Genomic DNA, 26,457 nt, shown 5'->3' with positions numbered 1-26,457 from the left:
GCGGCGGTACGGCGAGCGCCGAGCGGGCCGCGCTGGACACCGCGGTGCGGGCCGGCCTGCCCGGCGGTGCGGCGCTGCGCGCGTACCGGGACCCGGTGCCGCTGGCGGGGTCGGCGGCCGGGCCGCGCCGGCTGCCGGATTCCCGGGCCGGCGCCGCGGACGCCTGGTACGCCGACTGGACGGTGCCGGGTCAGCCCGGCGCGCCGCGGCTGACGCTGCTGGTCACGTTGCCCGGCGGTGATCGACTCGACCCGCGAGAGGTGTGTGCCGCCGCCGGCGCCACCTCGTACTGTCACGACAAGGACGCGGACGGTGGTCGGCTCGTCGCGTACGAGGTGCCGGTCGGGGACGCGGTCGAGCGGGGCGCGGTGCTGCTGCGCCCGGACGGGTCGCGGGTGCGGCTGACCGAGTCGGTCCTGGCGAGCGTCGACTTCCCGTTCGCCGCGGGCGACCTCGCCGGCGTCGTCGCCGATCCGGCCCTGCAGCTCTGACTCCGCCGCGTCCCTGATCGCGCCGCGTCTCTGATCGCCGCCCCCTGATCGCGCCGCACCCCTGCCTGCCGGTACGTCGAAGGGTCGACCGGATCATGTCTCGCGTGTCACGTCGAGTGACGAGTTGGTGTCCGGAGATTTCCGGTGGTGACCGGGAAGTACCTCGACCTTCCACGTTCTGGTGACGCGTTCCCAGAATGTGGGTGGCGGATCTGCCCAGGCGCGGTATCGTCGCTGGCGCTGCTTTGCTTACCTACAAATCGAACCAGGGTGTCGGAGGTAGTGCCGTGCGACGGCCGGTCGTTGGGGTCACCGGATACAGCGTCGGGGCGCAGAAGTCCCGCGAACTCGGCTTCGGCCCACGTCACCTCGACATCACTCCGGGTACATACCTTGGCTGGGTCCGCGACTGCGGCATGCTGCCGGTCCCGATTCCTGTGCACTCAGAGCAACTGCACGACGACTATCTGTCCATGCTGGACGGTCTGCTGCTGACCGGCGGCGCCGACATCGGCCCGGAACTCTACGGCGCGCCGGCGCACCCGCTGGCCAAGCTGGAACCGCACCGGGACGCGTTCGAGTTCGGGCTGGTCCGCGCCGCGTTCGAGCGCGGCCTGCCGATCCTCGGCATCTGCCGCGGCATGCAGGTACTCAACGTCGCGCTCGGCGGCTCGATGCACCAGCACCTGCCGGAACGGTCCGAGGAGCTGGTGCACTCCAGCGAGTTCCGGGACGGCCGCCGGCACCCCGACGACATGTGGCAGCCGGCGTACCACCAGGTCACGATCACCGACCCGACGCTCACCGCGCTCGCCGGCGCCGACCAGATCAGTACCAACAGCTACCACCACCAGGGTGTCGCCGCGCTCGGCGAGGGGCTGTCCATCGCCGCCCGCGCGTCCGACGGCCTGGTCGAGGCGATCGTCGGCGTCGACCGGCCGCTGCTCGGCGTGCAGTGGCACCCGGAGATGCACACCGCCACCGACCAGGCCGGCATCGCGCCGTTCCGCTGGCTGGCCAACCGCCTGACCACCGGCGTCGCCGCCGACGAGGTCCTCGCCCTCAACTGACGCCCCGCGTCGGCGCGGTGGCTCGGTCGGGGAAGAATGGGGCCGTGACTTCAGCGGCGAAACCCCAGGTCCCGAACGTGCTGGCGGCGCGGTACGCGTCGGCGGAGCTGGTCCGGCTCTGGTCCCCGGCGTACAAGGTGACGCTGGAGCGGCGGCTCTGGCTCGCCGTCCTGAAGGCGCAGCGCGACCTCGGAGTGAGCGTGCCGGACGGCGTCGTCGAGGCGTACGAGAAGGTGCTCGACGACGTCGACCTCGACTCGATCGCCGAGCGGGAGCGGGTCACCCGGCACGACGTCAAGGCGCGGATCGAGGAGTTCTCGGCCCTCGCCGGGTACGAGCAGGTGCACAAGGGGATGACCAGCCGCGACCTGACCGAGAACGTCGAGCAGCTGCAGGTACGCGACTCGCTCGCGCTGGTGCGCGACCGCATCGTCGCCGCGCTGGGGCGGCTCGCCCGCCGGGCCGCCGAGTACCGGACGCTGGTCATGGTCGGCCGCTCGCACAACGTGCCGGCGCAGGCCACCACGCTGGGCAAGCGGTTCGCCAGCGCCGCCGAGGAACTGCTCGGCGCGTACGCGCGGATCGCAGAGCTGCTCGACCGGTACCCGCTGCGCGGCATCAAGGGCCCCGTCGGTACCGGCGCCGATCAGCTCGACCTGCTCGACGGCGACGCGACCCGGCTCGCCGAGCTGGAACGACGGGTCGCCGAACACCTCGGCTTCGCGCACGTGTTCGACTCGGTCGGCCAGGTCTACCCGCGCTCGGTCGACTACGACGCGGTGTCCGCGCTGGTGCACGCCGCGGCGGCACCGTCCTCGCTGGCCACCACGATCCGGCTGATGGCCGGCCAGGAACTCGTCACCGAGGGCTTCAAGGAGGGCCAGGTCGGCTCCTCGGCGATGCCGCACAAGATGAACACCCGCTCCTGCGAGCGGATCAACGGCTTCGCGGTGATCCTCCGCGGGTACGCCTCGATGACCGCGGAACTGGCCGGCGGGCAGTGGAACGAGGGCGACGTGTCCTGCTCGGTGGTGCGCCGGATCGCGCTGCCGGACGCGTTCTTCGCCGCCGACGGCCTGTTCCAGACGCTGCTGACGGTGCTGGACGAGCTCGGCGCGTACCCGGCCGTCGTCGCCCGCGAGCTCGACCGGTACCTGCCGTTCCTGGCGACCACCAAGATCCTCGTCGCCGCGGTACGGCGGGGCGTCGGGCGGGAGCAGGCGCACGAGGTGATCAAGGAACACGCGGTCGCGGTGGCGCTCGCGCTGCGCGGTGAGGCGAGCGGCAACGACCTGTTCGACCGGCTCGCCGCGGACGATCGGATGCCGCTGACCAGGGCCGACATCGACGCGCTGGTCGCCGACCGGGGCGCGTTCACCGGGGCGGCGTCCACCCAGGTCGACGCGGTGTTGGCGCGCATCCGCCCGATCCTCGACGCCCACCCGGAGGCCGCCGCCTACACCCCGGCGCCGATCCTCTGATCGGGCTGGGCCCGCCCGGCCGGTGGTCGGGCGGGCCGGGTGGTCAGCCGGTGGTGCCGAACAGGTTGGCGTAGCGGGCGAGGTAGAGCGGCCAGCCGCGGTCGTCGGCGATGCCCGCGCGGACGCCCTCCCAACCGGGGCCGTGCCGGTCGAGGTGCCGGTGTTCCAGCTCGACCCGGGTCCGGTCCGGCGCCTCGGCGACGAACCGGACCTCGACCTCGCTGCTGTTGTGCTCCGGGTCGCTCTCCACCTGCCAGGTCGGCCCGATGTCCCAGCTGAACACCACCCGGTTCGGCGGGTCGTACGCGAGGATCCGGGCCCAGCGGCATTCGCTGCCGTCGACGCCGCGGTCGACGATGCCGCCGCCGACCCGCGGCTCCAGTGTCGTCTCCGCGATCGGTACCGACAGCAGGTTGTGCTCGGGCGGCTTGAAGTCGCCGAACCGCTGCGTGAACGTGGCGAACGCGCGCTCGGCGTCCACCGGTACGACCACGGAACGGACGACGGTGGTGGTCTCGGTGCTGGTCACGATGACTCCTCGGGTTCGGTTTCCGATGGTTGCCGGTCGGCCGGCAGCAGGTCCTGATAGCCGGCCAGGGCGCGGCGCCAGAACGTGTCGAGCTGGTCCCGGAGCGCGGCGACGCCGGCCGGGTTGAGGCGGTAGACCCGGCGGGTGCCGTGCACCTCGTCGTCGACCAGCCCGGCCGACTTGAGTACCCGCAGGTGCTGCGACACCGCCGGCCGGCTGATCGGCAGTTCGTCGGCGAGCTCGCCGACGGCCCACGGCCGCTCCGCCAGCCTGGTCACGATCGCCCGCCGGGACCGGTCCCCCAGTACGTCCCACGCCTCGCCGGCTTCGTTAGTCTCCACGAACCGTAAGCTACAACTTACCGATCTCGGCGTCAATGGTCCAGCCGGGGCGGGCCGGTCAGGCCCGCAGCCGGTCCGCGAGCGCGCCGGCCCGTTCGAGCTGGGCGGCGTCCAGCCGTCGTGCGTCCCAGATCAGGCCCGCGATGTCCGTCGGTGCCGACGGCGGCGGCCGCTCGACCGTCAGCCCGGTCAGGGCAGCCAGGTCATCGCTGTCGATGTCGATGACCATGGCGAAGTTCGTCGACCGCTGCGGTGCCGGGGTGAGAACGCCGTGACCGATCTTGAGGTACGTCGAGGCCGCAAGACACTGCCCGGTCGTCACCAGGAGCAGCTTCGCCGTCGTCACCGGGCCCGCGTTCCTGTTCTGCATCAGCCGCATCAGCAGTCCACCGGGGCCCGGCGGATAGCGGTGCCGGGACGAGGCCTCCAGGGGTGGGCCGATCCGGGCCGCGGCGGGCAACGCGGCCACCGCCGCGCGCAGCGATTCCCGCTGGCGACGCGACAGCCTCATCGCGCGCTGGACGAGCAGGGCGAGACGCCAGCCGGCGGACGGGTCGGCCGGGGCGACGTCTTCCGGTACGGGTAGGTCGGCGACGGCGAAGAGATCCGCCGGGTGCAGCCGGAGCGCCGTTGCCAGCCGACGCACCAGACCACCGTTCGGTGCCCCGCCGCCGAGTATGGCGGTCAGCTCCGGTGGTGGCACTCCGGCCAGGCCCGCCAGCGCGTCGACTCCGAGCTGTCGGCGCCCGGCCAGGCGCCGTACCGCTGCGCCGAAGTGGCCGGGGGCCGGATGCGTCACTGCTGGATGGACCAGAAGGAGGGGCGATTCGGCTGGGTACCGGTGCGGGCGACGGACAGCACGATCGTGTGGACGATCGCGAGCAGCCCGATGGCCACGACCAGCGCCAGGCCGGCCGACGCATACGGGGTGAGGCTCGGCGTCGGGTCCCCGGTGCCAGGCTTGGTGGCGAGCATGAGCGTGATCAGCGCGGAGAGGCAGGCGATCGTGACGCTCGCCGCCCGGCCCGGTCGCGCCCGCAGGGTGGCCGCGATCAGCAGCCCGACGAGCCCGAACATGAGCATGATGCCGAGCCAGGCCGGCCCCCCGCCCGGGGTGCTGGCCATGTCCCAGAGGGTGCCGTATGTGGCCCTCGTCGTCACAGCGCCCTCGTGCTCGACCACGTCGTCGAACATCGGGCAGAAGCTCAGCGCCACCAGTGCCAGCGCGGCGGGTGCGTAGAACCGGCCGAACCGCGCCGCGGCGCGCTCGCCCGCGCTGCCGGGCGGTGCGGTACCGACTGGGCCGGGCGCGCCGAACCCCGGCGCCAGGTGTGGCGGACCACCCACCCCGGGAGCACCGGGACCGGGCACACCGGGTCCGGCAGCGCCGGGTCCGGCAGCGCCGGGAGCTCCCGGGTCGATCGGGTGGCCTGGTCCGGCCACCGCGGCGTCCGGCGCGGCGGCGGGTCCGCGAGTACCGGTGGGGGCGGGAACCATGGAGCCGGCCGGGCCGGTACCGAGCGGGGCCGGGAGGTCGGGTTCGGGGATGTCCGTGCCGCCGGTCATCGATGCCTCCGAGCGCGTGGGTCGCCGCAGCGGTCTTCTGCGAAGTCTGACAACGCGCCGCAACCTGGCCAGGACCACCGGCGATGCCGGCGGACGCGGGCCGTGGGTCTGTGCTGGGACGGGGGACGGGACGGATCTGCCGGATGCGAGGGCGGTTGCGTCGCAGGCGGCGGGTGGGCGGTTTCGCGTGAAACGCGGTCACCAGGTTGGCGTGACGCCGCCGACGATCCGCCGGCCGGTGCCGGGGATTGCGGCATTGTCGCACCGTATCGGGGGGTTTCCCGGGTTGGCCGGCGGCGGGGCGAGGCGACCCGCGAGATACGCTGAGCGCGCTCGTGCCCGGCAACTATTTCGACAGGAGCGTCGCGTGGCTCGCGTGGTCGTCGACGTCATGCTCAAACCCGAGATTCTCGATCCCGCCGGTCAGGCGGTCGCGGGCGCGTTGCCCCGGCTGGGTGTCACCGACGTCGCCTCGGTGCGGATCGGCAAGCGGGTCGAGATCGAGTTCACCGGTGAGCCGGATCTGGCGAAGGCCCGGCAGCTTGCCGATGCGCTGCTCGCCAACCCGGTGATCGAGGACTTCACCGTACGGGTCGAGGAGGCGGGGCGGGCCGCGCCGGCCGGCGCCATCGACGCGATCTCCGGTGTGGACCCGGTGGAGCCGGACGTGCCGGCGGTGGTCGCGCCGCGCCGGCTCGACCCCGGTACCCCGCTGGTGGCGGCCCGGCCGGTCGAGGCCGCGGCGGTCGCCGAGCCGGCCGACGGCGCCGCGCCGGCGGATGCGGTACCACCGGCCGCCCCGGCCGAGGGCGAGGGCGGGGACGGGCAGTGAGCCGGATCGGGGTCGTCACGTTCCCCGGCTCGCTGGACGATCGGGACGCGCTGCGCGCGATCCGGCTGTCCGGGGCCGAGCCGGTCGCGCTCTGGCACGACGACGCGGACCTGCACGGGGTCGACGCGGTCGTGCTGCCCGGCGGCTTCTCCTACGGGGACTACCTGCGCTGCGGCGCGATCGCCCGGTTCTCCCCGGCGATGCTGTCCATCGTGGACGCCGCGAACGCCGGGCTGCCGGTGCTGGGCATCTGCAACGGTTTCCAGATCCTGTGCGAGGCGCACCTGCTGCCCGGTGCGCTGACCCGCAACGAGCACCTGCACTTCCGCAACCGGGACCAGTGGCTGCGGGTCGAGCAGACCGACACCGCGTGGACCAGCGCGTACCAGCCGGGCGAGGAGATCCTGATCCCGGTGAAGAACGGCGAGGGTTGCTACGTCGCCGATCCCGCCACCCTGGAGATGCTGGAGACCACCGGCCGGGTCGTCTTCCGGTACCTGCGGGGCAATCCGAACGGTTCGCAGCACGACATCGCCGGGGTGCGCAACGCGGCCGGCAACGTGGTCGGCCTGATGCCGCACCCGGAGCACGCCGTCGAGGCGTTGACCGGCCCGTCCACCGACGGTCTCGGCATCTTCACGGCCGTCCTGGCCCACCTTGGCACCGCGGTGCCCGCGGCGAGCCGGGATCGGCGGTAGGAGAACGATGACAGACAGCGAGAAGCCCGTGCTGGACACCGTGCCGCGCGCGGTCGACACGCCGGAGCAGCCCCAGCCGTACGCGGAGCTCGGCCTCGCGGACGACGAGTACCAGCGGATCCGGCAGATCCTCGGCCGCCGGCCGACCCAGTCCGAGCTGGCGATGTACTCGATCATGTGGTCCGAGCACTGCTCGTACAAGAGCAGCAAGGTCCACTTGCGACAGTTCGGTGAGAAGACCCCGCAGCGCACCCGGATGCTCGCCGGCATCGGCGAGAACGCCGGTGTGGTCAGGGTTTCCGACGAGCTGGCGGTCACCTTCAAGGTGGAGAGCCACAACCACCCGAGCTACGTCGAACCGCACCAGGGTGCGGCGACCGGCGTCGGTGGCATCGTCCGGGACATCCTCGCGATGGGCGCGCGCCCGATCGCGGTGATGGACCAGATCCGGTTCGGCGCGGCCGACCACCCGGACACCGCCCGGGTACTGCCGGGCGTCGTCGCCGGCATCTCCACGTACGGGAACTGCCTCGGGCTGCCGAACATCGGCGGCGAGCTGGTCTTCGACTCGTGCTACCAGGGCAACCCGCTCGTCAACGCCCTGTCGGTCGGCGTGCTGCCGGTGGATCGGTTGCAGCGCAAGGAAGCCGAGGGCGAGGGCAACGTCGTCGTCCTGGTCGGCGCGAAGACCGGCCGGGACGGCATCGGCGGCGTCTCGGTGCTCGCCTCCGCCACGTTCGACGAGACCAGCCAGCAGCGTCGCCCGTCGGTACAGGTCGGCGACCCGTTCATGGAGAAGCTGCTGATCGAGTCGTGCCTGGAGCTGTACGACGCGGGCCTGGTCGCCGGCATCCAGGACCTCGGCGGTGCCGGCCTGACCTGCGCGCTGTCCGAGACGGCGGCCGCGGCGAACACCGGCATGCTGATCGACCTCGACCGGGTACCGCTGCGCGAGGCGTCGATGGACCCGCACGAGGTGCTGGCGTCCGAGTCGCAGGAGCGGATGCTGCTCGTCGTCGAGCCGCCGAAGCTCGACGCGGTGCTCGCCGTCTGCGCCAAGTGGGGCGTGCTCGCCACCGCACTGGGCACCGTGACCGGGATCGGCGAGCCGCTGACGATCCGTTGGCACGGCGAGGAAGTCGTGTCCGCGCCGCCGAAGAGCCTCGCCGACGACGGCCCGGTGTACGCGCGACCGCTGCGCGAACCGGCCGACCGGGTGCTGCTGACCGCCGACGTGGCCGAGACGCTGCCCCGACCGTCCACACCGGACGAACTGCGGGACACGTTGCTGCGCATGGTGTCCGCGCCGAACCTGGCCGACAAGACCTGGGTGACCGAGCAGTACGACCGGTACGTGCTGGGCAACACCGTGCTGGCGCAGCCGGAGGACGCCGGCGTGCTGCGGCTGTCCGAGGACTCCCACCTCGGCATCGCGCTCGCCACCGACGGCAACGGCCGGTACGCCCGGCTCGACCCGTACCAGGGGGCACAGCTGGCGCTGGCCGAGGCGTACCGGAACGTCGCGGTGACCGGTGCCGAGCCGATCGCGGTGACCGACTGCCTCAACTTCGGCAGCCCGGAGGACCCGGAGGTGATGTGGCAGTTCGCCGAGGCGGTCCGCGGCATCGCCGACGGCTGCCTGCAGCTCGGCATCCCGGTCACCGGCGGCAACGTCAGCTTCTACAACCAGACCGGCCGCACGCCGATCGACCCGACCCCGGTGCTCGGCGTGCTCGGGCTGCTTCCCGATGTGCGGCAACGGATCCCGATGGGGTTCAAGCCCAGCGCGGACGGCCGCGGCGACCTGCTGATCCTGCTCGGCGAGACGAAGCCGGAGCTGTCCGGCTCGGAGTGGGCGGCCACCGTGCACGGCCACCTCGGCGGTACCCCGCCGACCGTCGACCTGGACCACGAGCGGCGACTGTCCGAACTGCTGCGCGCCGCCGGGTCGCACGGGCTCATCACCGCCGCGCACGACGTGTCCGACGGCGGCCTGGCGATGACGCTCGTCGAGGGCTGCCTGCGGCACGACGTCGGCGTCCAGGTGCTGCTGCCGGACGGGTTCACCGAGGGTACGAACCCGTTCGTGTTCCTGTTCTCCGAGTCGTCCGGCCGGGTGCTCGTCTCGGTACCGCGGGGCATGCAGGCCGCGTTCACCGCGCTCTGCGCCGAGCACCGGATGCCGTGGACCGGCATCGGCATGATCGACCCGGAGAGCCGGGAGCTGGCGGTGGCGCACCAGTTCACCGTGCCGCTGGACGAGCTGCGTACCGCCTGGTCCGGCACGCTCCCCGCCCTGTTCGGCGCTCCCGCCGAGGCAGCCGTACTCGCCACCGACGCCTGACCACCTCTTTGCGCCGAGGTGGCCCCGAGGCGCCGTGTTGCGGCGGCGTGCGCTCTTGCTGGTGGCGCAAAGGCCACCTCTTTGCGCTGCGGTGCGCCCCAAGCGGCGGGGTAAAGGCCACCTCTGCCGCTGAGGTTCGCTCCCGCTGGCGGTGCAAAGACCACCTCTGTTCACGCTTTGACCCCGCGTGGGGGAATGCGAGGAGAGGGCTTCGCCCCCTCCTCGCGCTCCTTCCCCGCCAAGGGGGCCGCCCCCTTGGCCATCCCCGCCCAGCCCCCGGTGACGATGCCCATCGACGCCCAGTGACCGTCGAAGAAGAACGGGGCACGGCCCGGCCTACCCATCACGGCAACGCCCGCTTCGCGTCGTGCACCGCACACGGCGGGGGGTTGTCGTGGCGGGCTGGGCGTTGATCGGCATGCCGCACCGGGCCCCGTAGTTCCGAAGCGAGCCAGGCGGCGTCCTGCCTGAACACCGATTCCCGGGCAGGGGATGTCAAGGGGGCGACTGCCCCCTTGATGGGGAGGGGTGTGGGGAGGGGCGAAGCCCGCTCCCCACGTTCCCCCACAAGGGGTCAAAGCGGCGAACAGAGGTGGCCTTTACCCCACCACCACGAGCACACAAGACGGGACACGAGCGCTTCGGGAGCACCTCAGCGCAAAGAGGTGCGACCCACGGCACTGGAAATCCACGGGCGACTCACCGTCACCCGCGGTAATTTCGCGGCATGACCGAGTCGGTGTTCACCCAGCCCGGTGCGGGCATCCGGTTCGAGTGGGGGCTGGCCGGCGCGGCCGAACTGAGCCGGGTGTGCGCCGCGCTCGTCGTGGTCGACGTGCTGTCGTTCACCACGTCGGTGACCGTCGCGGTCGAGCGTGGCTTCCGGGTGCACCCGTTCCCGTGGAACGACCAGGCCGAGCAGTACGCGCAGCGGATCGGTGCGGCGGTCGCGGTGGGCCGGTCCGCGACGACGCCGAAGCGTCCGTGGTCGCTGTCGCCGTCGGCGCTGCGCTCGGCGCCGGTGGTCCCGGATCTGGTGTTGCCGTCCCCGAACGGCGCGACCATCTGCGCCGCCGCCCAGTCCAGCGGGATCCCGGTGCTGGCCGGCTGCCTGCGCAACGCGAGCGCGGTCGCCGACCTGCTCCGTTCGGACGGGTACGGGACGCCGGACGCCCCGATCGGTGTGATCGCCGCGGGCGAGCGCTGGCCGGACGGCACGCTGCGGCCGAGTGTCGAGGACCTGCTCGGCGCGGCCGCGGTACTGGACGGGCTGACCGGCGGTGAGCTGTCGGTCGAGGCCGCCGCGGCGGTGGCGGTGCTGTACGGGGTGCCGGACGTGCCGGCCGCCATCCGCGGCAGCGCCTCCGGCCGGGAGCTGACCGGCTACGGGTTCGGCGCCGACGTCGAGATCGCGGTCGAGCGCGACGTCAGCGCCGAGGTGCCGGTGCTGCGCTCCGGCGTCTTCACCGGTGGCCGCGTCCCCCGCACCCGCTGAGATCCGACCGGCTCCGGCACGCGCGAACGGCCGGCGCCGAGGTCAGGCCGCCGGGTCGCGGCGGAGCAGGACGAGCAGCGCGATGCCCACCGCGACCACGACCGTGCCGAGCTGGACCAGCACACCAGTACCGAGCTGCGCGGCGCCGATCGGGTCGAACAGCGGCGTCCAGAGCTGCCAGTAGTGCACCGGCAGCACGTCCTGGACGGCGCGCAGCACCGGGGTTCCGTTGAGCATGGTGGCCGCGATCACGAACGCGACCGACGCACCGAGTGCCTCGACGCCGCGGGGCAGCAGGATGCCCAGCGCGAACGCGACCGCGGCGATGCTCAGCATGCAGAGCACGTTGTAACCGCACGCGATCGACACCCGTACCGCCGTCTCGCCGCCGGTGAGGTTGGCGGCGCCGACGACGTGGAACGGGTGCCAGCCGAACAGCACGAGCCCGGTCAGCAACCCGGCCAGCGGTACGCACAGCGTCGCCGCGGCGGTCGCGACGCCGAGCGCGGCGAGCTTGCCGGTGAGCAGCCGGCGCCGGCTGACCGGCGCCACGTACACGTAGCGCAGCGTCCCCCAGTCCCGGTCGGCGGCGCCGATCGCGGTACCCAGCAGCGACACCACGACGGGCAGCAGCAACGGTTCCAGGAACGCGAGGCTGGCGAGCGCGTGGTTGAGCGCGGAGTAGGTGGCCGCGCCGAACAGCCCGACGTTGCCGCCGTTGCGGTGCCCGGCGTTTCCCGCGGTGGACACCCCGGCCGCGACCGGCACGGCGGCGAGGCAGGCCAGCGCGACCAGGGTACGGATCCGCAGCAGTTGGGTGGTCAGTTCAACGCGCAGCACGCTCGTCCTCTTCTCCGGTCATGGTCAGGAACGCCTCTTCCAGCGACCCGGCGGCACCCACCAGGTCGGCCATCGGTCCGGCCGCGACGAGCCGGCCGTGGTGGAGCACCACCACGTGGGTGGCGAGTTGCTGCACCTCGGCGAGCTGGTGGCTGGAGACGAGGACGGCGGCGCCCTCCGTTGCCAGCGCGGCGAGTCGTTCGCGCAGCGCCCGTACCTCGGCCGGGTCCAGGCCGTTGGCCGGTTCGTCCAGGATCAGCACGTCCGGCTGCCGCATCAGCGCCTGCGCCAGCATCAGCCGCTGCCGCATCCCCATCGAGTAGCCGCGTACCTTCCGGTCCAGCGCGTCGCCCAGCCCGGCCAGGTCCAGCGCGGCGTCGAGTCCGGGCGGCGGCCAGGCCCGGCCCGCCGCCGACCACAGCAGCCGCAGGTTCGCCCGGCCGGACAGGTGCGGCACGAACGCCGGCCCGTCGATCAGCACACCGACCCGGCGCAGTACCGGGGCGCCGAGCCCGACCGGTTCGCCGAGCAGCCGGACCCGGCCACCGTCCGGGGTGGACAGCCCGAGCAGCATCCGCATCGTGGAGGTCTTGCCCGCGCCGTTCGGCCCGAGCAGCGCGCAGACCTGGCCGGCCTCGACGGTGAGGCTGAGGTCCCGCACGGCCGGGCGCCGCCCGTACCGCTTGGTCAGGTTCTCGGCGCTGATCATGATGGTCATCCGGTTGCCTTTCCGGTGGATTCCGGCGTACGGAGGAGCAGTGCCGCCGCGGTGAGCACCGCGACGCCGAGCCCGGTCCCGAGCGTGAGCCAGGCCATCGTCGGTACGGAGGTGACCGGTCCCAGCCCGACCGCCGCCCGGGCCGGGTCGCGGAAGGCCACCGCGAGCAGGCTCGTGCTGCCGCCGGTGACCAGCGCGGCCTCGACCGCGCGCCGGACCCGACCCGGTGCCGGCCGCACGACGAACCCGGCGACGGCGTTGCCGACCAGGCAGAACGCGGTCAGGCTCGCCGTCGCGACGACGAAGTACCAGCCGATGAGCAGCGGATCGGTGAGCTGCTCGCCGATGCTCTGGGCGCCGGCCAGCGCCGCGCCGGCCAGGCCGCTCGCCCCGACGAACAGGGCCAGGGCGTGCCGGCGTACCGCGTCGACGGCGGGCGGGCCGGTCCAGCTGCGCGGCAGCGGCGTCCAGCGGCAGGCGAGGGCGGCGTCGCCGAGCCAGTCCCGTCGCCACCGGCGGGCCGCACCGGCCGGTCGGCGGGACCGGACGAGCAACACCGTCGCGACGGCGACCAGCAGCGAGGTCACGCCGAGCCCGACGAGCGGTGCCGGGTGTCGGCCGGCGTCCGTGGCGCCGATCACGGCGGCCCACTCGAACGCCAGCGCAGCACCGACCAGCGCGGTCATCGTGCCGGCGGCGCGCACGGTCTGCTGGGCCCGGTCGGGGCCGCCGGGCGCGCGCCAGACGAACAGCCGGACCACGATCGCCAGCGCGAGCGCCGGGACGACGAGCTCGGCCAGCCCGATCGCCGTGTGGTACGGGTCCGCCCGCCACGGCAACGCCGCTCGGCCGGCCACGTCCTGGTCGGCCAGCACGGTCAGCGCCACGAACACGCCGCCGGCGACCAGGCTGGCGCCGATCGCCGCCCCGGCGGCGCGGCCTCTCCGGTACGAAGCTTCCATGGCGGCCATAGTACGCGTCTCGTAGTACGAGGCAAGTAGTGTCGAGGTTCGTACTATGCTGAGCTGGAGACAGGGAGGGCCATGCACAGCAACGACGCCCAGATGCTCGTGCTCACCGTGTTGGCCGACCGGCCGCTGCACGGGTACGCGATCAACGCCGCGATCGAGCAGCTCACCGGCAGCCGGCTCGGCCCGGGCAGCCTCTACGGCGCGCTGTCCCGGCTGGAGACGCGCGAACTCATCGAGCCGGTCGAGGGCGCCGGCGAGGCCGCCGAGCGGCACCGCACGATGCAGATCACCGCCGCCGGCCGCGACGTGCTGCGGGCCGAACTGCAGCAGATGGCCCGCGTCTCCGCGGCCGGGCTGCGGGCGCTCGGAGCGACGCCGACATGAGCGCCGCGACGCTGCTCGCCCGGCTCTACCCACCGGCCGTCCGGGAGCGCTGGGGCGTCGACATCAGCCGCGAGGTGACCGCAGCGGGCATCCGGTCCTGGCCGGACACGCTGGCCGGCGCGGTCCGGCTCTGGCTGCAGCCGAGCGCCTGGGGCGACAATCGCAGCGGCCAGACCCGGCAGGTACTGACCGTCATGCTCTTCGCGGTCGTCGCGGCGACCGTGCTCGCGCTGCGTACCGTCACGCCGTCCACCGCGCTGACCGCCGACATCGGTCACCCGGCCACCAGCCTGTGGCTCGTGCCGCTGCTCGCCGGTGTCGCGCTCGGCGCACCGCTGCCCCGGCCGCGGCCGGCGTCACTGCGGCGGCTGGCCGTCGTGGCGGCCCGCACCCTGGCCGCCCCCACCGTAGCGGTCGGCCTGCTGCTGGCGGCCGCCTGGAGCGGCATCGCCGAGCACGTCACCGGCCCCGCCGACCTCGCCCTGGTCGGGTACTACTGGGCCACGCTGGCGTTCCTCGCCGTCCGCTGCTGCACCCTCGTCGCCCGGGTCTCCGCCGCCACCGTCCTGCCGAGCACCCGCCGGCTGTCCGTTGCCCTGCCGCTCTTCGGGCTCGGCCTGGCCATGGCGGCCGGCCAGAGCCTGCTCGCCGGCGGCCGTACCGGCCTGCACCCGGGCGGGCTCGCGGTCACCGCGGTGCTCGCGGTGCTCGCCGCCACCACCGTGATCGCCGGCCACGATCTCCGCCGCGGCCAACGCACCGCCGACTGACCAGCGCGCCCACCGACACCCCACGGCCGACCGCGCGTCGACCAAGGGCGCCCCATGCCCGCTTCGCCAGAGCCGCCGCCGTTCACGATCGGTTCGCCGAGCCGCCGCCGTTCTATGCCCGGTTCGCCGAGCCGCCGCCGTTCACGATCGGTTCGCCGAGCCGCCGCCGTTCTATGCCCGGTTCGCCGAGCCGCCGCCGTTCACGATCGGTTCGCCGAGCCGCCGCCGTTCCATGCTCGGTTCGCCGGGCCGTCACCGTTCCATGCGCAGTTCGCTGGAGCCGCCGCCGTTCCATGCTCGGTTCGCCGGGCCGCCGCCGTTTCACGATCGGTTCGCTGGAGCCGCCGCCGTTCCATGCTCGGATCGCCGAGCCGTCACTGTTCCATGCTCGGCGAGCGGGCGCCGCAACGCCGAGGTGGGCGCCGGCACGCCGAGATCGGCTGCGGCGCCGTGGTCGGGGTCGCGGACGCTCAGTCGAGCCAGTCGACGCCGTCGTTGCGGTCCAGCCGGGTCTCGTCGCCGGACGGCGGCGCCGGGCGCTGCTGGCGAGGCTGTTGCTGCTGCTGGCCGGGCTGCCAGACGCCGGTCGGTTCGTTCAGCTCCGGGCGCTGCTGCCCGTACTGCTGGCCACCGGGCTGCCCGTACTGCTGCCCCTGACCCGCGGGCGGCCCGTACTGCTGGCCCTGGCCGTACTGCTGACCGGCGGGCTGGCCGTACTGACCGGCCGGCTGGCCGTAGCCGCCGCCCTGCCCGTACCCGCCGGCCGGCGCGCCACCCGACTGCGGGTACCCCCCGCCGCTCGCCGGGCCCGCGCCGCTGGTCGGCTGCCCGCCCGGGTAGCCGCTGGTCGGCTGCCCACCGGGATACCCGCTGGTCGGTGCCGCGCCGGAACCCGGGTAGCCGCTGGTCGGAGCGCCGCCCGAGCCGGGGTAGCCGCTGGTCGGAGCGCCGGACGCGGGGGCCGCACCGGAGGTCGGCGCGGCGCCGGAACCGCGGCCGTACATGGTGCCCTCGGATCTGCCGCCGACGCCCCGGTCGGACTGCTGCCACGGTTGGGCCGGCCCCTGCGACGCGCCGTACGTGCTGGTCGCGTCGCCGGTGGGCGGGCCGGCCGGTGGCTGCGCCCCGTACATCTGGGTCTCCCCGCCGTACACCTGGGTGGCGCCGCCGGGCGCGTCCGCCCCGTGCGCCTGGGACGGTCCGCCGTACATCTGGGTGGCGGGCGCGTCCGCGCCGTACGCCTGGGTCTGCCCGCCGTACATCTGGGTCTGGCCGTTGTCGGCGCCGTAGGCCTGCGTCTGGCCGGCATTCCCGTACGGCGGGTAGCCGTCGTCGCGGACCAGCGGCCCGTTGTGCACCATCGTCGGTGCGTCGTCGCCGCCCGGTACCGCGTTGATCACCGCGGTCTCGCCGGCGCCGCGCCGCGGGTACCCGGTCGGCTCCGGGCCGTCGTTGAACGGCAGGATCCCGTCGCCGGAACCCGGACCGTCGCCGTCGTCGTCGTCCTTCTTGCGCATCAGCAGCACGATCGCGACGATGCCGCCGACCACCAGCAACCCGCCGAGGATGATCAGCACCCAGACGATGGTGCCGAGGCCGCCGCCGTCGTCCTTCGGCTCCTCGCTCGGCGTCGGCGACGCCGCCTTGGCGTGCGTCTTCGTCGGCTTCGCCTTGGCGATCTTGGTGAGCTTGAACGGGGAGAACGCCAGCGGTTGACCGTTGGTGCCGTTCTGCGTCTGCTTGGCCTGCTTGTACCCGTCGACGTCGACGGTGGCGGTGATCTGCCCCGCCGCGAGCGTCTGGTCGTCGCTCGGCGTCCAGCTGAACTCGCCGTTCGCGTTGGTGGTCGCCTGCCGGTTGGTACCGGCACTGTCGGTCAACGTGACCTTGGCGTCGGAGATCGCCGAGCCGTCCTTGGCCGACAGCACCGAGCCGGAGATCTGACCGACCGACTGGGGCGCGTCGTTGGACAGCGTCATGTTGAACGACGCCGAGCCGGGCTGTGGTGCGCCGGTCGCGCTGACCTGCACCTGGCCGGTACCGCTGCGGCTGTCGCCGGCCGCGATCTGGCTCTGCTGCGGTGCGGCGACCGTGACGTAGATCGCCTTCGCCTTGCCCGGGTCCATGTGCCCGACCGGGCAGTTGAGCTGGTTCTGCCCGGTGGCGACGCAGCTGGCGCCCTGCGAGCCCTTGATCGTCACGCCGGAGTCGGCCAGCGGCACGCTGACCACTGCCGAGACGTTCTCCGCGGGCTCGGAAGTCTGTATGTTGATGCTGATCGTGCGGTTGTCGCCGCCGACCTTGAGGTCCACGGTGTCCGGGCTGGCGCTGACCGACAGGGTGGGTGCGGCGACCGCCGGGGTGGCCGCCACCCCGGCCAGCACGAGGCCGACGGCCAGGCCGACCGCCGTGGCCAGGCTCGCCCGGCGTCGACGCCCGCGGGTGTGCGCTGGCGTTGCCATCTCCACCGCCTCCGGTGTACGTCCGTCCCAACGCCGGAACTATGCCTTGTCCGCCTGTGAGTTGGCGACCCGACCTGTCAACCTAGTTGCGGATGTCTCCCGGTGTTCACGTCGTACCGTGACGGTATCGTCCCGGCCGTGACCGCCCGTACTCGTTCCCGCGGACCGGACCCGGCCGCGGTCGCCGCGGCCACCGCCGAGCTGGATGCCGGGCGCACCCCGCCCGCGGCGGTGCTGCGGGACGCGACCAGGGTGCTGCTGGGCTGGCTGGCCGAGCGGGCGCCGGGCCATTCGGTCGAGGTCCGCGTCCCGCCGTACGGGGCGGTCCAGTGCGTCGCCGGCCCCCGACACACCCGCGGCACCCCGCCGAACGTGATCGAGACCGACCCGCTGACCTGGGTCCGGCTGGCCACCGGGCGCACCGGCTGGGCCGACGCGGTCGCCTCCGGTGCCGTCCGGGCCAGCGGCGTCCGCGCCGACCTCAGCCACGAGCTGCCGGTGTCCCGCTGACGGTGCGGGTGGGCATCGTTCGGGCGATCCGGACCTTCGCCGCACCGGGGCGGCCGGTGGCGCAGGCGACGCGTACGGCCGTCCGACCGGCGATGATGACCAGAAGTGATCAAACGACGCCTCTATGTCATCGCCGTCGGCTCGCGTACACTTGCCGGCGACGGCTTTCCCCGGCTAGCGAGGAGCGGCAGTGCCCCGAGGCGACGGGCTGCTGACCCACGATCTCGACCCGGACGGCCCCGGCCCGCAGGACGCGTGTGGCGTCTTCGGTGTCTGGGCACCGGGCGAAGAGGTCGCCAAACTCACCTATTTCGGTCTCTACGCACTCCAGCACCGCGGCCAGGAAGCGGCCGGCATCGCGGTCAGCGACGGCTCCGGCGTCGTGGTGTACAAGGACCTCGGCCTGGTCTCCCAGGTGTTCGACGAGGCCTCCCTGGCCAGCCTGTACGGGCACATCGCGGTCGGCCACTGCCGCTATTCCACCACCGGCGGCCCCGGCTGGGAGAACGCGCAGCCCACCCTGCGGTCCACCACGGCCGGCACCACGATCGCGCTGGCGCACAACGGCAACCTGGTCAACGCGGTCGAGCTGGCCCACCGGGCCGCCAAGCTCGGCCTGGACGCCGGCGCCACCAACGACACCGCGCTGGTCACCACGCTGCTGGCCAGCCGCCCCGACCTGTCGGTCGAGGCCGCCGCGCTGGAGCTGCTGCCGACCCTGCGCGGCGCGTTCAGCTTCGTGTTCTGCGACGAGGACACGCTCTACGCGGCGCGTGACCCGCAGGGCATCCACCCGCTGGTGCTGGGCCGGCTGGAGCGCGGCTGGGTGGTCGCGTCCGAGACCGCCGCGCTGGACATCGTCGGCGCCTCGGTGGTCCGCGAGGTCGAGCCGGGCGAGCTGCTCGCCATCGACGAGCACGGGCTGCGCAGCGAGCGGTTCGCGAACCCGGAACCCAAGGGCTGCCTGTTCGAGTACGTCTACCTGGCCCGGCCGGACACCACCATCGCCGGCCGCAACGTGTACGCGGCGCGGGTCGAGATCGGCCGCCGGCTCGCCCAGGAGTACCCGGTCGAGGCCGACCTGGTGATCCCGAGCCCGGAGTCGGGCACCCCGGCGGCGATCGGCTACGCCGACGAGTCGGGCACGCCGTACGGCATGGGGCTGGTGAAGAACGCCTACGTCGGTCGCACGTTCATCCAGCCGTCCCAGACGATCCGGCAGCTCGGCATCCGGCTGAAGCTCAACCCGCTGCGCGAGCAGATCCGGGGCAAGCGGGTCGTGGTCGTGGACGACTCGATCGTGCGCGGCAACACCCAGCGCGCCATCGTCCGGATGCTGCGCGAGGCCGGCGCGCTCGAGGTGCACGTCCGGATCGCGTCGCCGCCGGTCAAGTGGCCGTGCTTCTACGGCATCGACTTCGCCACCCGGGCCGAGCTGCTGGCGAACGGGCTGGACACCGAGGGCATCCGCCGGTCGGTCGGTGCCGACTCCCTCGGATACGTGTCGCTGGACAACCTGATCGCGGCGACCGAGCAGCCCCGCAACCGGCTCTGCCGGGCCTGCTTCGACGGGGTCTACCCGGTCGAGCTGCCGGCCGACACGCTGGTCGGCAAGCACGTCCTGGAAGGCATCGGCCGTCGCGCCGACAGTTCGACCGCCACGTCCGGCCCACCGGCCGCCGACGATGGCTCCGGCCGCCCGAGCGAGGCGCGGTCACAGGCAGCGGACGCCAACCCGGTGTCCGCCGGCCCGGGTGGGGCGGACGCCCTCCGGCGTCCGTGAACGACGTGGGTCGCTCGGCGGCCCACCTGAGGGGAGATTCGGTGACCCAGGTGACCGAGCGAGCTGGTACGACCGACGGCACCAACGGCGAGACGGGTCAGCGAGCGGGGACAGTCCCGTGGTCCGGCACCGCCGGCCGTGGCCGCAAGCGCGGCTCCAGCTACGCCGAGGCCGGCGTCAACATCGAGGCCGGTGAGCAGGCCGTCGAGTTGATGAAGAGCAAGGTGCACAAGACCTTCCGGCCCGAGGTGGTCGGCGGCATCGGCGGCTTCGCCGGCCTGTTCGCGCTGGACACCACGAAGTACAGCAAGCCGCTGCTCGCCTCCTCCACCGACGGCGTCGGCACCAAGCTGCTGATCGCGCAGCAGATGGGCATCCACGACACGGTGGGCGTCGACCTGGTCGCGATGGTCGTCGACGACCTGGTCGTGTGCGGCGCCGAGCCGCTGTTCCTGCAGGACTACGTGGCCTGCGGCGAGGTCGTCCCGGAGCGCATCGTCGAGATCGTCGCCGGCATCGCCGACGGCTGCCGGTACGCGGGATGCTCGCTGGTCGGCGGCGAGGTCGCCGAGCACCCCGGCATGCTGCGCCCCGACGAGTACGACATCTCCGGGACCGGCATCGGCGTCGTCGACGCCGACAAGGTGCTCGGCGGCGACCGGGTGCAGCTGGGCGACACGCTGATCGCGCTCGGCTCGTCCGGCCTGCACTCGAACGGGTTCTCGCTGGTCCGGCACGTGCTGCTCGGCGCCGGCCGGATGAAGCTCGACACCGTGGTGGACGACCTCGGCGTGCAGCGCTCGCTGGGCGAGGAGCTGCTCGTACCGACCCGGATCTACGCGCAGGACTGCCTGTCGCTGATCCAGGAGTGCGACGTGCACGCGTTCGCGCACATCACCGGCGGCGGCATCCCCGGCAACCTGGTCCGCTCGCTGCCGGAGGACCTGGACGCGATCGTGGACCGTTCGTCCTGGCGGCCGCAGCCGATCTTCGACCTGATCGCCACCAAGGGGCGCATCGACTCCGACGAGATGGAGCGGACCTTCAACCAGGGCGTCGGCATGGTCGCCATCGTCGGCCCCGCCGACGTCGACCGGGCGATCTCGCTGCTCGCCGCGCACGACGTGAACGCCTGGGTGCTCGGCGAGGTGGTCGAGGGCGAGGGCCGCGTCCAGATGCTCGGCGAACACACCCGCGGCTGACCCCAGCCCCACCCGCCACCCACCCGCGCGGCGCGGCGCACCCCCGCCCGCGCGTGTTGCGGTTACGTTCCGCGCTGCGTTCGCTCGGTGTTGCGGTTACCCCTCGGCACAGCGTGGGTCGTCGGGTCGCGATCCGCTTGCTCCTTCACGGTCCCCGGCTGCCCAGCGCTGGGTGCGAGCGAGAGAAGAGCTCCGCTCCTCTCTCGCGCTCTCTCCACGCTCAAGGGGACACCCCTTGAGAATCCCGCGCCCCGGGGACCGGCCGGGGCCTCTGCCACGCCGCACCGCTCGCCACGGCAGCTCTGCCGTAGCGGCCAGGCGGGGTCCTGTTCGGGCACCGGTCCCCGACGTTCCGAGACGGCCAGGCGGCGTCCGGATCTCGTCTCCGCGTCCCTGGCGGGGGATGGTCAAGGGGGCGAAGGCCCCCTTGACGGGGAGGGGTGTGGGGAGGGGCGAAGCCCCGCCCCACGTTCCCCCACGCGGGGTCGAAGCGTGAACAGAGGTGGCCTTTACACCACCAGCCCCAGCGCACCCGGGCCAGCCCCGAGCGCTTCGGGGTCACCTCAGCGCAGAGAGGTGGTGAGCGCGTCGGCGATGGCAGCGCAGATGGGCAGGCCGGTGTGGTGCTCGATCCAGCCCCACTGCCCGTTGGGGTTGAGATCCAGGAAGTACCAGCGTCCGTCCGGCCGCACCACGAAGTCCATCGCCGCGAACCGCAACCCGAGGTCGGCGAGCATCGCGCGCACCGCCGCGCGAACCGAGCCGGGTACCTCCGCGACGGCGTAGTCGACCGCGTCGTAGTCGGCGCGCCAGTCGACGCGGGCGTCGGCGGAGCGGCCGGTCAGCCGGGCGGCGAAGTACCGGTCACCGACGACCGTCAGCCGCACCTCGTGGTCCTTGTCGATCCACTCCTGGAACTGGTGTGCGGTGTGGGCGACCGAGTCGTCGATCTCGGCGGCGGTGACCGGGCTGGTGTAGATGAACCGGGTGCCGTCGGCGGCGCGCATCGACCCGCGGAACGGCTTGTACACGGCGCGCGCCAGCCCGGCGACGAACTCCCGGGCGGCGTCCGGGTCCGTGGTGATCAGCGTGCGCGGTGTCGCCAGCCCGGCGCGGGCCGCCGCGGCGAGCTGCACCGGCTTGTACTCGGCGTGTTCCATCCGGCCCGGATCGTTGAGCCAGCGCGGCACCGCGGCGAGCAGCCCGCCGAGTCCACCGCGCGCCTCCGCGCTCGCCCACTCGTCGACCCCGCCGGCCCCGGCGCCGCCCGACCTGCCGATCCCGGCCCCACCGGCCCCGGCGGCGTCCGGCCCTCCGTCCCCGACGCCGGTACGGACGGCGAACCGGCCCGGTCGGCGGTAGTAGCCGCCGACGATGCGGTCCAGCTCGACCGATCGGTACGGCGTGCGCAGTGTCCCGGCCCAGCCCGCGCCGTCGAACCGGGCGGACAGCGCGAGCCGGCCGGGGAAGTCCGCCGGGTCGCACCGGAACACCGGTACGCCCCGGCGGTCGAGCTCGGTGATCACCAGGTCGGCGGTGGCGTCCAGCCGGCCGGTGAGCACCAGCACGGTGTCCGGCTGGGTCATGTGAACGACTTGTCGAAGATCTCGTCCTCGCGGGGACTCTCGCCGCTGGTCTGCAGGGTCTGGGCGAGCCGGTGGTCGATCAGCGGCAGCCAGCGGTCGCCGTCGGCGGCGAGGGAGCGCTGGCTGCGTTCGTCGTAGCGGACGTGGTCGAGGTCGAGCTCGACGCCAGCGCGCGGCGTCCGGGCGAAGCGGAGGCCGAACGGCGTGCCGGCCGCGCCCCGGGTGGTCCGATCGTCTTCGGTGACTGCCCTGCTGTCCATACCAGACCCCTTGCTCACTGTGTGCCACCGTCGCGGATGCGGTGGTGCCCTGCGGTCTTCCGGCGTGGTCACAGACGGTTCCGCGGTGCCGGACGAACAATCCGCCCGCCAGTGTCTCTCGCCGGCAAGCCGGGCGTAAACCGCCTCGGTCGTACCGCTCACGCTGCGCAGCGGTGCCGTTCGTGACTTGGCCAATCTCACGGTCGGTTTGCCGGCCATCGGGGAGATTCGGCACGCTCCGCCGCTAGCGATCCGCGCCGGTACAGGATACGAATACCTACGTGGCCTTCGACATCAGCAATTACAAGAACAACTCGGTGCGGGTCAAGTTCGAGGACATCGACTATGACTCGTTCCGGGAGCGGCCGCTCACCCCGGCGGCACTGCGCACTCTGCGTTACATGTCCGACGTAGAGAGCCATACGATCTGTTACCTGCGTGACCTGCTCGTCACCCCCTCGCACAAGGACCCGGAGGTGACCGCGTTCCTCACCCACTGGGCGTACGAGGAGTTCTGGCACGGCGAGGCGCTCGACGAGGTGCTGCGGGTGCACGGCATGCTGGCCGACTACGCGCACATCCGTGAGGTGCGGCTCGCGCAGGGCATCAAGGACCGGCTGGCACCGATCAACCAGGCGCTCGCGGCGAACATCATCGGGGAGGATTTTGTCGCCGTGCACATGTCCTGGGGCGCGATCAACGAGTGGTCGGCGCACTCCGCGTACGCGCGGATGATGCAGCGGGAGGACCACCCGGAGCTGACCAAGCTGCTCAAGCGGGTGCAGAAGCAGGAAACCCGGCACCTGGCCTTCTACGCCTCGCAGGCGAAGGACCGGCTGGAGCGGTCCGCCAAGGCGCGCAAGCTGACCCGGTTCGCGATGAAGGCGTTCTGGGGCCCGGTCGGTTCGACCATCGAACCGAAGCGGGAGACCGCGTTCGTGCTGAACTACCTGATGGGCGGGCCGGAGGGGGCGAAGCACATCGAGCGGATCGACCGCAAGATGGACGAGCTGCCCGGCCTCGGCGGGATGAACCTGGTCCGCAAGGCGATCGCGAAGTTCGGCGTCGGGCCGGGTGTCGCGGAGCGGCAGCAGTCGCTGCTGCACCGGCTGAGCGGGTTGCGTGCGGTCGCCGCGCCGCGGGCCCGGACGGTGGCCGGCGCGCTGACCCGGCCGATCGAGGTCCCGCCGGCGGCGTCGGGTTCGGGCGAGCACACCGCGACCGCCTGACTGGCGGTGCGGGCGCGCCGCGGCGTGTCCGGCGGCAAGCAAACGGGCCACCCGGTCCTCGTCGACCGGGTGGCCCGTTCCGTGCTGTCGATCTCACATCCCCGACGGATGGTGCCAGGGCACGGTGGAGCGCGGTGGCTGCCGCGTCGGAACCGTGCTGCTGGCACGCGGTCGGTCCGCACGGAATGCGTGCGGACCGGCGAGGTGGCCGGAGGACCGGCCCGTGTCGGTGCGGACGAAAGGCGAGGCGATCAGCGGCCGTTGGCGGCGCGCTGCCCCGACTCCTCCTCGTACGAGTCGTACGAGTCGCCGTATTCGTCCACGCTGTTGAGATCGTCCCCGTTGGAAGGACCGCTCCCCAGTTCGCGCTCAAGCGCCCCGAGGTCGGTATCAGGGGTGTGGTACTTCAGCTGCCGGGCCACCTTTGTCTGCTTGGCCTTAGCTCGGCCGCGCCCCATGGCTCGACCCCCTCACGCGGTAATGACGGGGTGCCGGAGGCGACCCCGGTGACTTAGGCATCTCTCGTGGCTAATACGGTACAGCGCCGGTCCGGGATTCGGCACCTCGCCCCACCCTTGAGTGAGCCATCGGTGGCAGACCACACAGCGGCCCCGGCACGATGGTGCGCCGGGGCCGTCGGAGTAATGGGTACGAACGGTCACCGGCCGCTACCGACCGGCGTCGCGGACCGGCCCCCGCTGGGAGCCGGCCGTACGGTTGCTGGTCAGTGGCCGGGCAACAGAATGCCACGCAGCCGGCCGCACTCGGCCATCCGGCGCTCGGCGAGCCGATCCGCGGCGACCGCCGGCGGCACCCCGTCGGTGTCCGACAGCGCCAGGATCTCCTTGGTGGTGTCGAAGATCCTGCTGGCCCGCGACTTGGCCCGGTCGAAGTTGAAGCCGTCGATCTCGTCCGCGACCTGGATCACACCGCCGGCGTTCACCACGTAGTCGGGCGCGTAGAGCACGCCGCGGTCGGCGAGCACCTTCTCCACCCCCGGGTGGGCGAGCTGGTTGTTGGCCGCGCCGCAGACGATCTTGGCGCCGAGCGCACCGACCGTCTCGTCGTTCAGCGCGCCGCCCATGGCGCAGGGCGCGTACACGTCGATGTCGGCGGCGAGCAGCGCTTTCACGTCCGCGACGACGTCGACCTGCGGGTACGTGCTGCGTACCCAGGCGATCGCGGCCTCGTTCGGGTCGGTGACGACGACGTTCGCGCCGTCCTCGGTGAGGTGCTGGAGCAGGTACCGGCCGACCTTGCCGACGCCGGCCACGCCGACCTTGCGGCCACCCAGCGTCGGCTGGCCCCAGGCGTGCTCGGCCGCCGCGCGCATGCCCTGGAACACCCCGTACGCGGTGAGGATGGACGAGTCGCCGGCGCCGCCGTGCTCGACCGACCGCCCGGTCACGTACCGGGTCTCCTTGGCCACGATGTCCATGTCGGCGACGTAGGTGCCGACGTCGCAGGCGGTGATGTAGCGACCCGCCAGCGACTCGACGAACCGGCCGTACGCGCGCAGCAGCGCCTCGGACTTGATCGCGTTCGGGTCGCCCCAGATCACCGCCTTGCCGCCGCCGAGGTCCAGCCCGGCCAGCGCGTTCTTGTACGCCATGCCACGGGACAGTTCGAGCGCGTCGTGGATCGCGTCGTCCTCGTTCTGGTACGGGAAGAAGCGGGTGCCGCCGAGGGACGGGCCGAGGGCGGTGGAGTAGATCGCGATGATCGCCTTCAGCCCGGACGGTTTGTCCTGGCAGAAGACGACCTGTTCATGACCGGTGTCGGCGGTGAATACGCCCATCTTTCGTCACTCCTACTTGTCCTCGGCCGCGTCCTTGTGGGGTGGCGGCACGCCGCCGGCGGGTCTGCCGGTACAACTGAGCGTAGTGCGCGCGCTCGCCCGGTACGGGGCGACAGGTGCGGTGCATCCCAACTCGCGGACACCGCGTCGGCGGCGGCGCGCCCGGACGTGGCACGATCGGCGCCGTGCCGCCCTTCGCGTCGTACCTTCGCGTCTACGAACCGCTGATCGCGTTCGAGCGTGCCCGCCAGCAGCACTGGCGGCGCTACCTGGCGGCCAATCGTGCCGTACCGCAGGCGCTCGGCCCGGCGCGGCAGCGTCGCACGGTGCTGGAGGCGCTGGGCGCCGGCTGGACCAAGCTGCCCGAGCTGCCCGACGAGGCGTACTCGGTGACCGACGGCGAGGTGACCCTGGTCTGCCCGTGGGACCTGCGGGTCCAGGTGGCGCAGGGGGTGCTGTCGGCCCGGCGCGGGGTGCCCGCGGCGCTCGCGGACGCGTTCGTACCGCCGGCGTTGACCGCGGTGGCGGAGCGGGTGGTGGCCGACTGGCGCACCGCCGCCGACCCGCTGGGCGACCTGCGTACCGGCGGCGGCGCCCTGACCGAGCACGACCAGCTGCTGCACGAGCTGGTGTCCGGCTGGGTGGTCCCGGCCCGCTGGTTCGCCTTCGTGGAGTACGACGAGCGCCGTGCCGGGCTGGCCCCGACCGAGCGGCACGTCCGGTACCGGACGTCGATGGCGCGGGCCCGGCGGCGGGCGCACCGGGCGCTCGCGGTGATGCGGCGGACCGTCGGCGAGCACGCGCCGATGACGCTGGCGGTGGAGAACGACGCGCGCTGGTTGGAGAAGTTCCATCCACGCTCGGTAGTCGAGCTGGACTACGGCGGCCTCGTCTACCTGATGGGTGATCGTGAGTTGCTGGACGACGACTCGCCCCGGGTGGTGGCGGACACTCTGGCCGCGCTGGCCCGCGGCGACACGGACGCGGCCGGCGAGCTCTACTCCGACCTGCTGGAACGGTGGCGGAAGGTGCAGCTACGGGAACGCCGCAACTGACCGCACGCCAGTTAATGGGGATAGATCGGACTTAGTTCCTCC

At 72.9% G+C, this 26,457-nt stretch carries 25 protein-coding genes and 1 pseudogene; 14 read left to right on the top strand and 12 right to left on the bottom strand.

The features are described from left to right. The 3 genes from NUM_RS32065 to purB form a co-directional block, all read left to right on the top strand. A partial coding sequence (locus NUM_RS32065) for a hypothetical protein (RefSeq protein WP_207128657.1) occupies nucleotides 1-491 on the top strand: 491 nt, incomplete at its 5' end. A 197-nt stretch (nucleotides 492-688) separates the two neighbouring features. Beyond that, nucleotides 689-1,561: a gamma-glutamyl-gamma-aminobutyrate hydrolase family protein gene (locus NUM_RS32060; protein WP_225918989.1), complete on the top strand. Its 873-nt coding sequence runs from the start codon at nucleotides 689-691 to the stop codon at nucleotides 1,559-1,561. Between the two features lie 44 nt (nucleotides 1,562-1,605). Then, complete coding sequence (purB, locus tag NUM_RS32055) at nucleotides 1,606-3,042, top strand: adenylosuccinate lyase (RefSeq protein WP_207128655.1); 1,437 nt, start codon at nucleotides 1,606-1,608, stop codon at nucleotides 3,040-3,042. Between the two features lie 43 nt (nucleotides 3,043-3,085). Here purB and NUM_RS32050 read toward each other — a convergent pair whose 3' ends face one another. Genes NUM_RS32050 through NUM_RS32035 form a run of 4 tightly spaced genes read right to left on the bottom strand, consistent with a single transcriptional unit; the run spans nucleotide 3,086 to nucleotide 5,259 of the window. Further along, complete coding sequence (locus NUM_RS32050) at nucleotides 3,086-3,571, bottom strand: SRPBCC family protein (RefSeq protein ID WP_207128654.1); 486 nt, start codon at nucleotides 3,569-3,571, stop codon at nucleotides 3,086-3,088. Next, nucleotides 3,568-3,912 (bottom strand): ArsR/SmtB family transcription factor, encoded by a 345-nt coding sequence (locus NUM_RS32045; RefSeq protein WP_207128653.1) that lies wholly within the window; start codon nucleotides 3,910-3,912, stop codon nucleotides 3,568-3,570. Before NUM_RS32045 ends, NUM_RS32050 begins: the two co-directional genes overlap by 4 nt. A 58-nt stretch (nucleotides 3,913-3,970) precedes the next feature. After that, nucleotides 3,971-4,711 carry a helix-turn-helix domain-containing protein gene (locus tag NUM_RS32040; protein WP_207128652.1) on the bottom strand — a complete coding sequence of 247 codons (741 nt, stop codon included), beginning with the start codon at nucleotides 4,709-4,711 and terminating at the stop codon, nucleotides 3,971-3,973. Continuing rightward, nucleotides 4,708-5,259: a hypothetical protein gene (locus tag NUM_RS32035; RefSeq protein ID WP_207128651.1), complete on the bottom strand. Its 552-nt coding sequence runs from the start codon at nucleotides 5,257-5,259 to the stop codon at nucleotides 4,708-4,710. Before NUM_RS32035 ends, NUM_RS32040 begins: the two co-directional genes overlap by 4 nt. Nucleotides 5,260-5,845: 586 nt before the next feature. On the opposite strand from NUM_RS32035, the pseudogene purS reads away from it, so the two are divergent. The 4 genes and pseudogenes from purS to NUM_RS32015 all read left to right on the top strand — a co-directional run. Then, nucleotides 5,846-6,079: pseudogene (gene purS / locus NUM_RS32030) on the top strand (phosphoribosylformylglycinamidine synthase subunit PurS); the annotation flags it as partial. Between the two features lie 227 nt (nucleotides 6,080-6,306). Then, entirely contained in the window at nucleotides 6,307-7,008 is a 702-nt protein-coding gene (gene purQ, locus NUM_RS32025) for a phosphoribosylformylglycinamidine synthase subunit PurQ (RefSeq protein WP_207128650.1), read from the top strand. Between the two features lie 7 nt (nucleotides 7,009-7,015). Then, the gene (purL, locus tag NUM_RS32020) at nucleotides 7,016-9,352 is read left to right on the top strand and encodes a phosphoribosylformylglycinamidine synthase subunit PurL (protein WP_207128649.1); all 2,337 of its coding nucleotides are present in this window, start codon (nucleotides 7,016-7,018) and stop codon (nucleotides 9,350-9,352) included. Between the two features lie 727 nt (nucleotides 9,353-10,079). Next, nucleotides 10,080-10,847, top strand: coding sequence for a 2-phosphosulfolactate phosphatase (locus tag NUM_RS32015; RefSeq protein ID WP_207128648.1), 768 nt, complete (start codon nucleotides 10,080-10,082; stop codon nucleotides 10,845-10,847). Between the two features lie 42 nt (nucleotides 10,848-10,889). On the opposite strand, the gene NUM_RS32010 is transcribed toward NUM_RS32015, so the two are convergent. From NUM_RS32010 to NUM_RS32000, 3 genes are read right to left on the bottom strand one after another with little or no spacing between them, the layout of a single operon-like run. Next, nucleotides 10,890-11,687 (bottom strand): ABC transporter permease, encoded by a 798-nt coding sequence (locus tag NUM_RS32010; RefSeq protein ID WP_207128647.1) that lies wholly within the window; start codon nucleotides 11,685-11,687, stop codon nucleotides 10,890-10,892. Then, complete coding sequence (locus NUM_RS32005; protein ID WP_207128646.1) at nucleotides 11,674-12,405, bottom strand: ABC transporter ATP-binding protein; 732 nt, start codon at nucleotides 12,403-12,405, stop codon at nucleotides 11,674-11,676. The genes NUM_RS32010 and NUM_RS32005 overlap by 14 nt, the downstream gene beginning before the upstream one ends. Continuing rightward, entirely contained in the window at nucleotides 12,402-13,367 is a 966-nt protein-coding gene (locus NUM_RS32000; protein WP_207128645.1) for a hypothetical protein, read from the bottom strand. Before NUM_RS32000 ends, NUM_RS32005 begins: the two co-directional genes overlap by 4 nt. 81 nt (nucleotides 13,368-13,448) lie before the next feature. Between NUM_RS32000 and NUM_RS31995 the strand changes: the two genes are divergently transcribed. Both NUM_RS31995 and NUM_RS31990 read left to right on the top strand, forming a co-directional pair. Further along, complete coding sequence (locus tag NUM_RS31995) at nucleotides 13,449-13,760, top strand: PadR family transcriptional regulator (protein ID WP_207128644.1); 312 nt, start codon at nucleotides 13,449-13,451, stop codon at nucleotides 13,758-13,760. After that, nucleotides 13,757-14,530, top strand: a complete 774-nt coding sequence (locus NUM_RS31990; protein ID WP_207128643.1) for a hypothetical protein — start codon at nucleotides 13,757-13,759, stop codon at nucleotides 14,528-14,530. The genes NUM_RS31995 and NUM_RS31990 overlap by 4 nt, the downstream gene beginning before the upstream one ends. A gap of 470 nt (nucleotides 14,531-15,000) precedes the next feature. Here the strand turns inward: NUM_RS31990 and NUM_RS31985 are convergent, their stop codons facing one another. Then, nucleotides 15,001-16,992, bottom strand: coding sequence for a carboxypeptidase-like regulatory domain-containing protein (locus tag NUM_RS31985; RefSeq protein ID WP_207128642.1), 1,992 nt, complete (start codon nucleotides 16,990-16,992; stop codon nucleotides 15,001-15,003). 138 nt (nucleotides 16,993-17,130) lie between these two features. Between NUM_RS31985 and NUM_RS31980 the strand changes: the two genes are divergently transcribed. The 3 genes from NUM_RS31980 (at nucleotide 17,131) to purM (ending at nucleotide 20,487) form a co-directional block, all read left to right on the top strand. After that, nucleotides 17,131-17,502 carry a sterol carrier family protein gene (locus NUM_RS31980; RefSeq protein WP_207128641.1) on the top strand — a complete coding sequence of 124 codons (372 nt, stop codon included), beginning with the start codon at nucleotides 17,131-17,133 and terminating at the stop codon, nucleotides 17,500-17,502. A 190-nt stretch (nucleotides 17,503-17,692) separates the two neighbouring features. After that, nucleotides 17,693-19,285, top strand: coding sequence for an amidophosphoribosyltransferase (purF, locus tag NUM_RS31975; RefSeq protein ID WP_207128640.1), 1,593 nt, complete (start codon nucleotides 17,693-17,695; stop codon nucleotides 19,283-19,285). Nucleotides 19,286-19,326: 41 nt separating this feature from the next. After that, nucleotides 19,327-20,487, top strand: coding sequence for a phosphoribosylformylglycinamidine cyclo-ligase (gene purM / locus NUM_RS31970; protein WP_370467098.1), 1,161 nt, complete (start codon nucleotides 19,327-19,329; stop codon nucleotides 20,485-20,487). A 563-nt stretch (nucleotides 20,488-21,050) separates the two neighbouring features. Here the strand turns inward: purM and NUM_RS31965 are convergent. Together NUM_RS31965 and NUM_RS31960 are read right to left on the bottom strand one after the other, a co-directional pair. Next, nucleotides 21,051-22,073 carry an MvdC/MvdD family ATP grasp protein gene (locus tag NUM_RS31965; protein WP_207128639.1) on the bottom strand — a complete coding sequence of 341 codons (1,023 nt, stop codon included), beginning with the start codon at nucleotides 22,071-22,073 and terminating at the stop codon, nucleotides 21,051-21,053. Then, nucleotides 22,070-22,333: a hypothetical protein gene (locus tag NUM_RS31960; RefSeq protein WP_207128638.1), complete on the bottom strand. Its 264-nt coding sequence runs from the start codon at nucleotides 22,331-22,333 to the stop codon at nucleotides 22,070-22,072. Before NUM_RS31960 ends, NUM_RS31965 begins: the two co-directional genes overlap by 4 nt. A gap of 281 nt (nucleotides 22,334-22,614) precedes the next feature. Here NUM_RS31960 and NUM_RS31955 point away from each other — a divergent pair, with 281 nt between their 5' ends. Next, nucleotides 22,615-23,562 carry a ferritin-like domain-containing protein gene (locus NUM_RS31955; protein ID WP_207128637.1) on the top strand — a complete coding sequence of 316 codons (948 nt, stop codon included), beginning with the start codon at nucleotides 22,615-22,617 and terminating at the stop codon, nucleotides 23,560-23,562. A 251-nt stretch (nucleotides 23,563-23,813) separates the two neighbouring features. Here the strand turns inward: NUM_RS31955 and NUM_RS31950 are convergent, their stop codons facing one another. Both NUM_RS31950 and NUM_RS31945 read right to left on the bottom strand, forming a co-directional pair. Beyond that, nucleotides 23,814-24,020, bottom strand: coding sequence for a DUF3073 domain-containing protein (locus NUM_RS31950; RefSeq protein WP_030448414.1), 207 nt, complete (start codon nucleotides 24,018-24,020; stop codon nucleotides 23,814-23,816). Nucleotides 24,021-24,286: 266 nt separating this feature from the next. Beyond that, a complete protein-coding gene (locus tag NUM_RS31945) occupies nucleotides 24,287-25,360 on the bottom strand; it encodes a Glu/Leu/Phe/Val family dehydrogenase (RefSeq protein WP_207128636.1) in 1,074 nt (357 codons plus the stop codon). 185 nt (nucleotides 25,361-25,545) lie between these two features. Here NUM_RS31945 and NUM_RS31940 point away from each other — a divergent pair, with 185 nt between their 5' ends. Continuing rightward, on the top strand, nucleotides 25,546-26,415 hold the full coding sequence (locus NUM_RS31940) for a hypothetical protein (RefSeq protein ID WP_207128635.1): 870 nt from the start codon (nucleotides 25,546-25,548) through the stop codon (nucleotides 26,413-26,415). Nucleotides 26,416-26,457 lie beyond the last annotated feature (42 nt).

Source organism: Actinocatenispora comari (assembly GCF_017312725.1).
Taxonomy (GTDB): domain Bacteria; phylum Actinomycetota; class Actinomycetes; order Mycobacteriales; family Micromonosporaceae; genus Actinocatenispora; species Actinocatenispora comari.
This window is presented reverse-complemented; position numbering and strand designations above follow the sequence as displayed.

What these genes read in the sequence shown, in the direction of transcription:
- NUM_RS32000 (WP_207128645.1), bottom strand. Translation starts at nt 13,367, where the DNA reads ATGGAAGCTTCGTACCGGAGAGGCCGCGCCGCCGGGGCGGCGATCGGC.
- NUM_RS31950 (WP_030448414.1), bottom strand. Translation starts at nt 24,020, where the DNA reads ATGGGGCGCGGCCGAGCTAAGGCCAAGCAGACAAAGGTGGCCCGGCAG.
- purL (WP_207128649.1), top strand. Translation starts at nt 7,016, where the DNA reads ATGACAGACAGCGAGAAGCCCGTGCTGGACACCGTGCCGCGCGCGGTC.
- NUM_RS31995 (WP_207128644.1), top strand. Translation starts at nt 13,449, where the DNA reads ATGCACAGCAACGACGCCCAGATGCTCGTGCTCACCGTGTTGGCCGAC.
- NUM_RS31965 (WP_207128639.1), bottom strand. Translation starts at nt 22,073, where the DNA reads ATGACCCAGCCGGACACCGTGCTGGTGCTCACCGGCCGGCTGGACGCC.
- NUM_RS31960 (WP_207128638.1), bottom strand. Translation starts at nt 22,333, where the DNA reads ATGGACAGCAGGGCAGTCACCGAAGACGATCGGACCACCCGGGGCGCG.
- NUM_RS32015 (WP_207128648.1), top strand. Translation starts at nt 10,080, where the DNA reads ATGACCGAGTCGGTGTTCACCCAGCCCGGTGCGGGCATCCGGTTCGAG.
- NUM_RS32005 (WP_207128646.1), bottom strand. Translation starts at nt 12,405, where the DNA reads ATGACCATCATGATCAGCGCCGAGAACCTGACCAAGCGGTACGGGCGG.
- NUM_RS31990 (WP_207128643.1), top strand. Translation starts at nt 13,757, where the DNA reads ATGAGCGCCGCGACGCTGCTCGCCCGGCTCTACCCACCGGCCGTCCGG.
- NUM_RS31985 (WP_207128642.1), bottom strand. Translation starts at nt 16,992, where the DNA reads ATGGCAACGCCAGCGCACACCCGCGGGCGTCGACGCCGGGCGAGCCTG.
- NUM_RS31945 (WP_207128636.1), bottom strand. Translation starts at nt 25,360, where the DNA reads ATGGGCGTATTCACCGCCGACACCGGTCATGAACAGGTCGTCTTCTGC.
- NUM_RS32060 (WP_225918989.1), top strand. Translation starts at nt 689, where the DNA reads ATGTGGGTGGCGGATCTGCCCAGGCGCGGTATCGTCGCTGGCGCTGCT.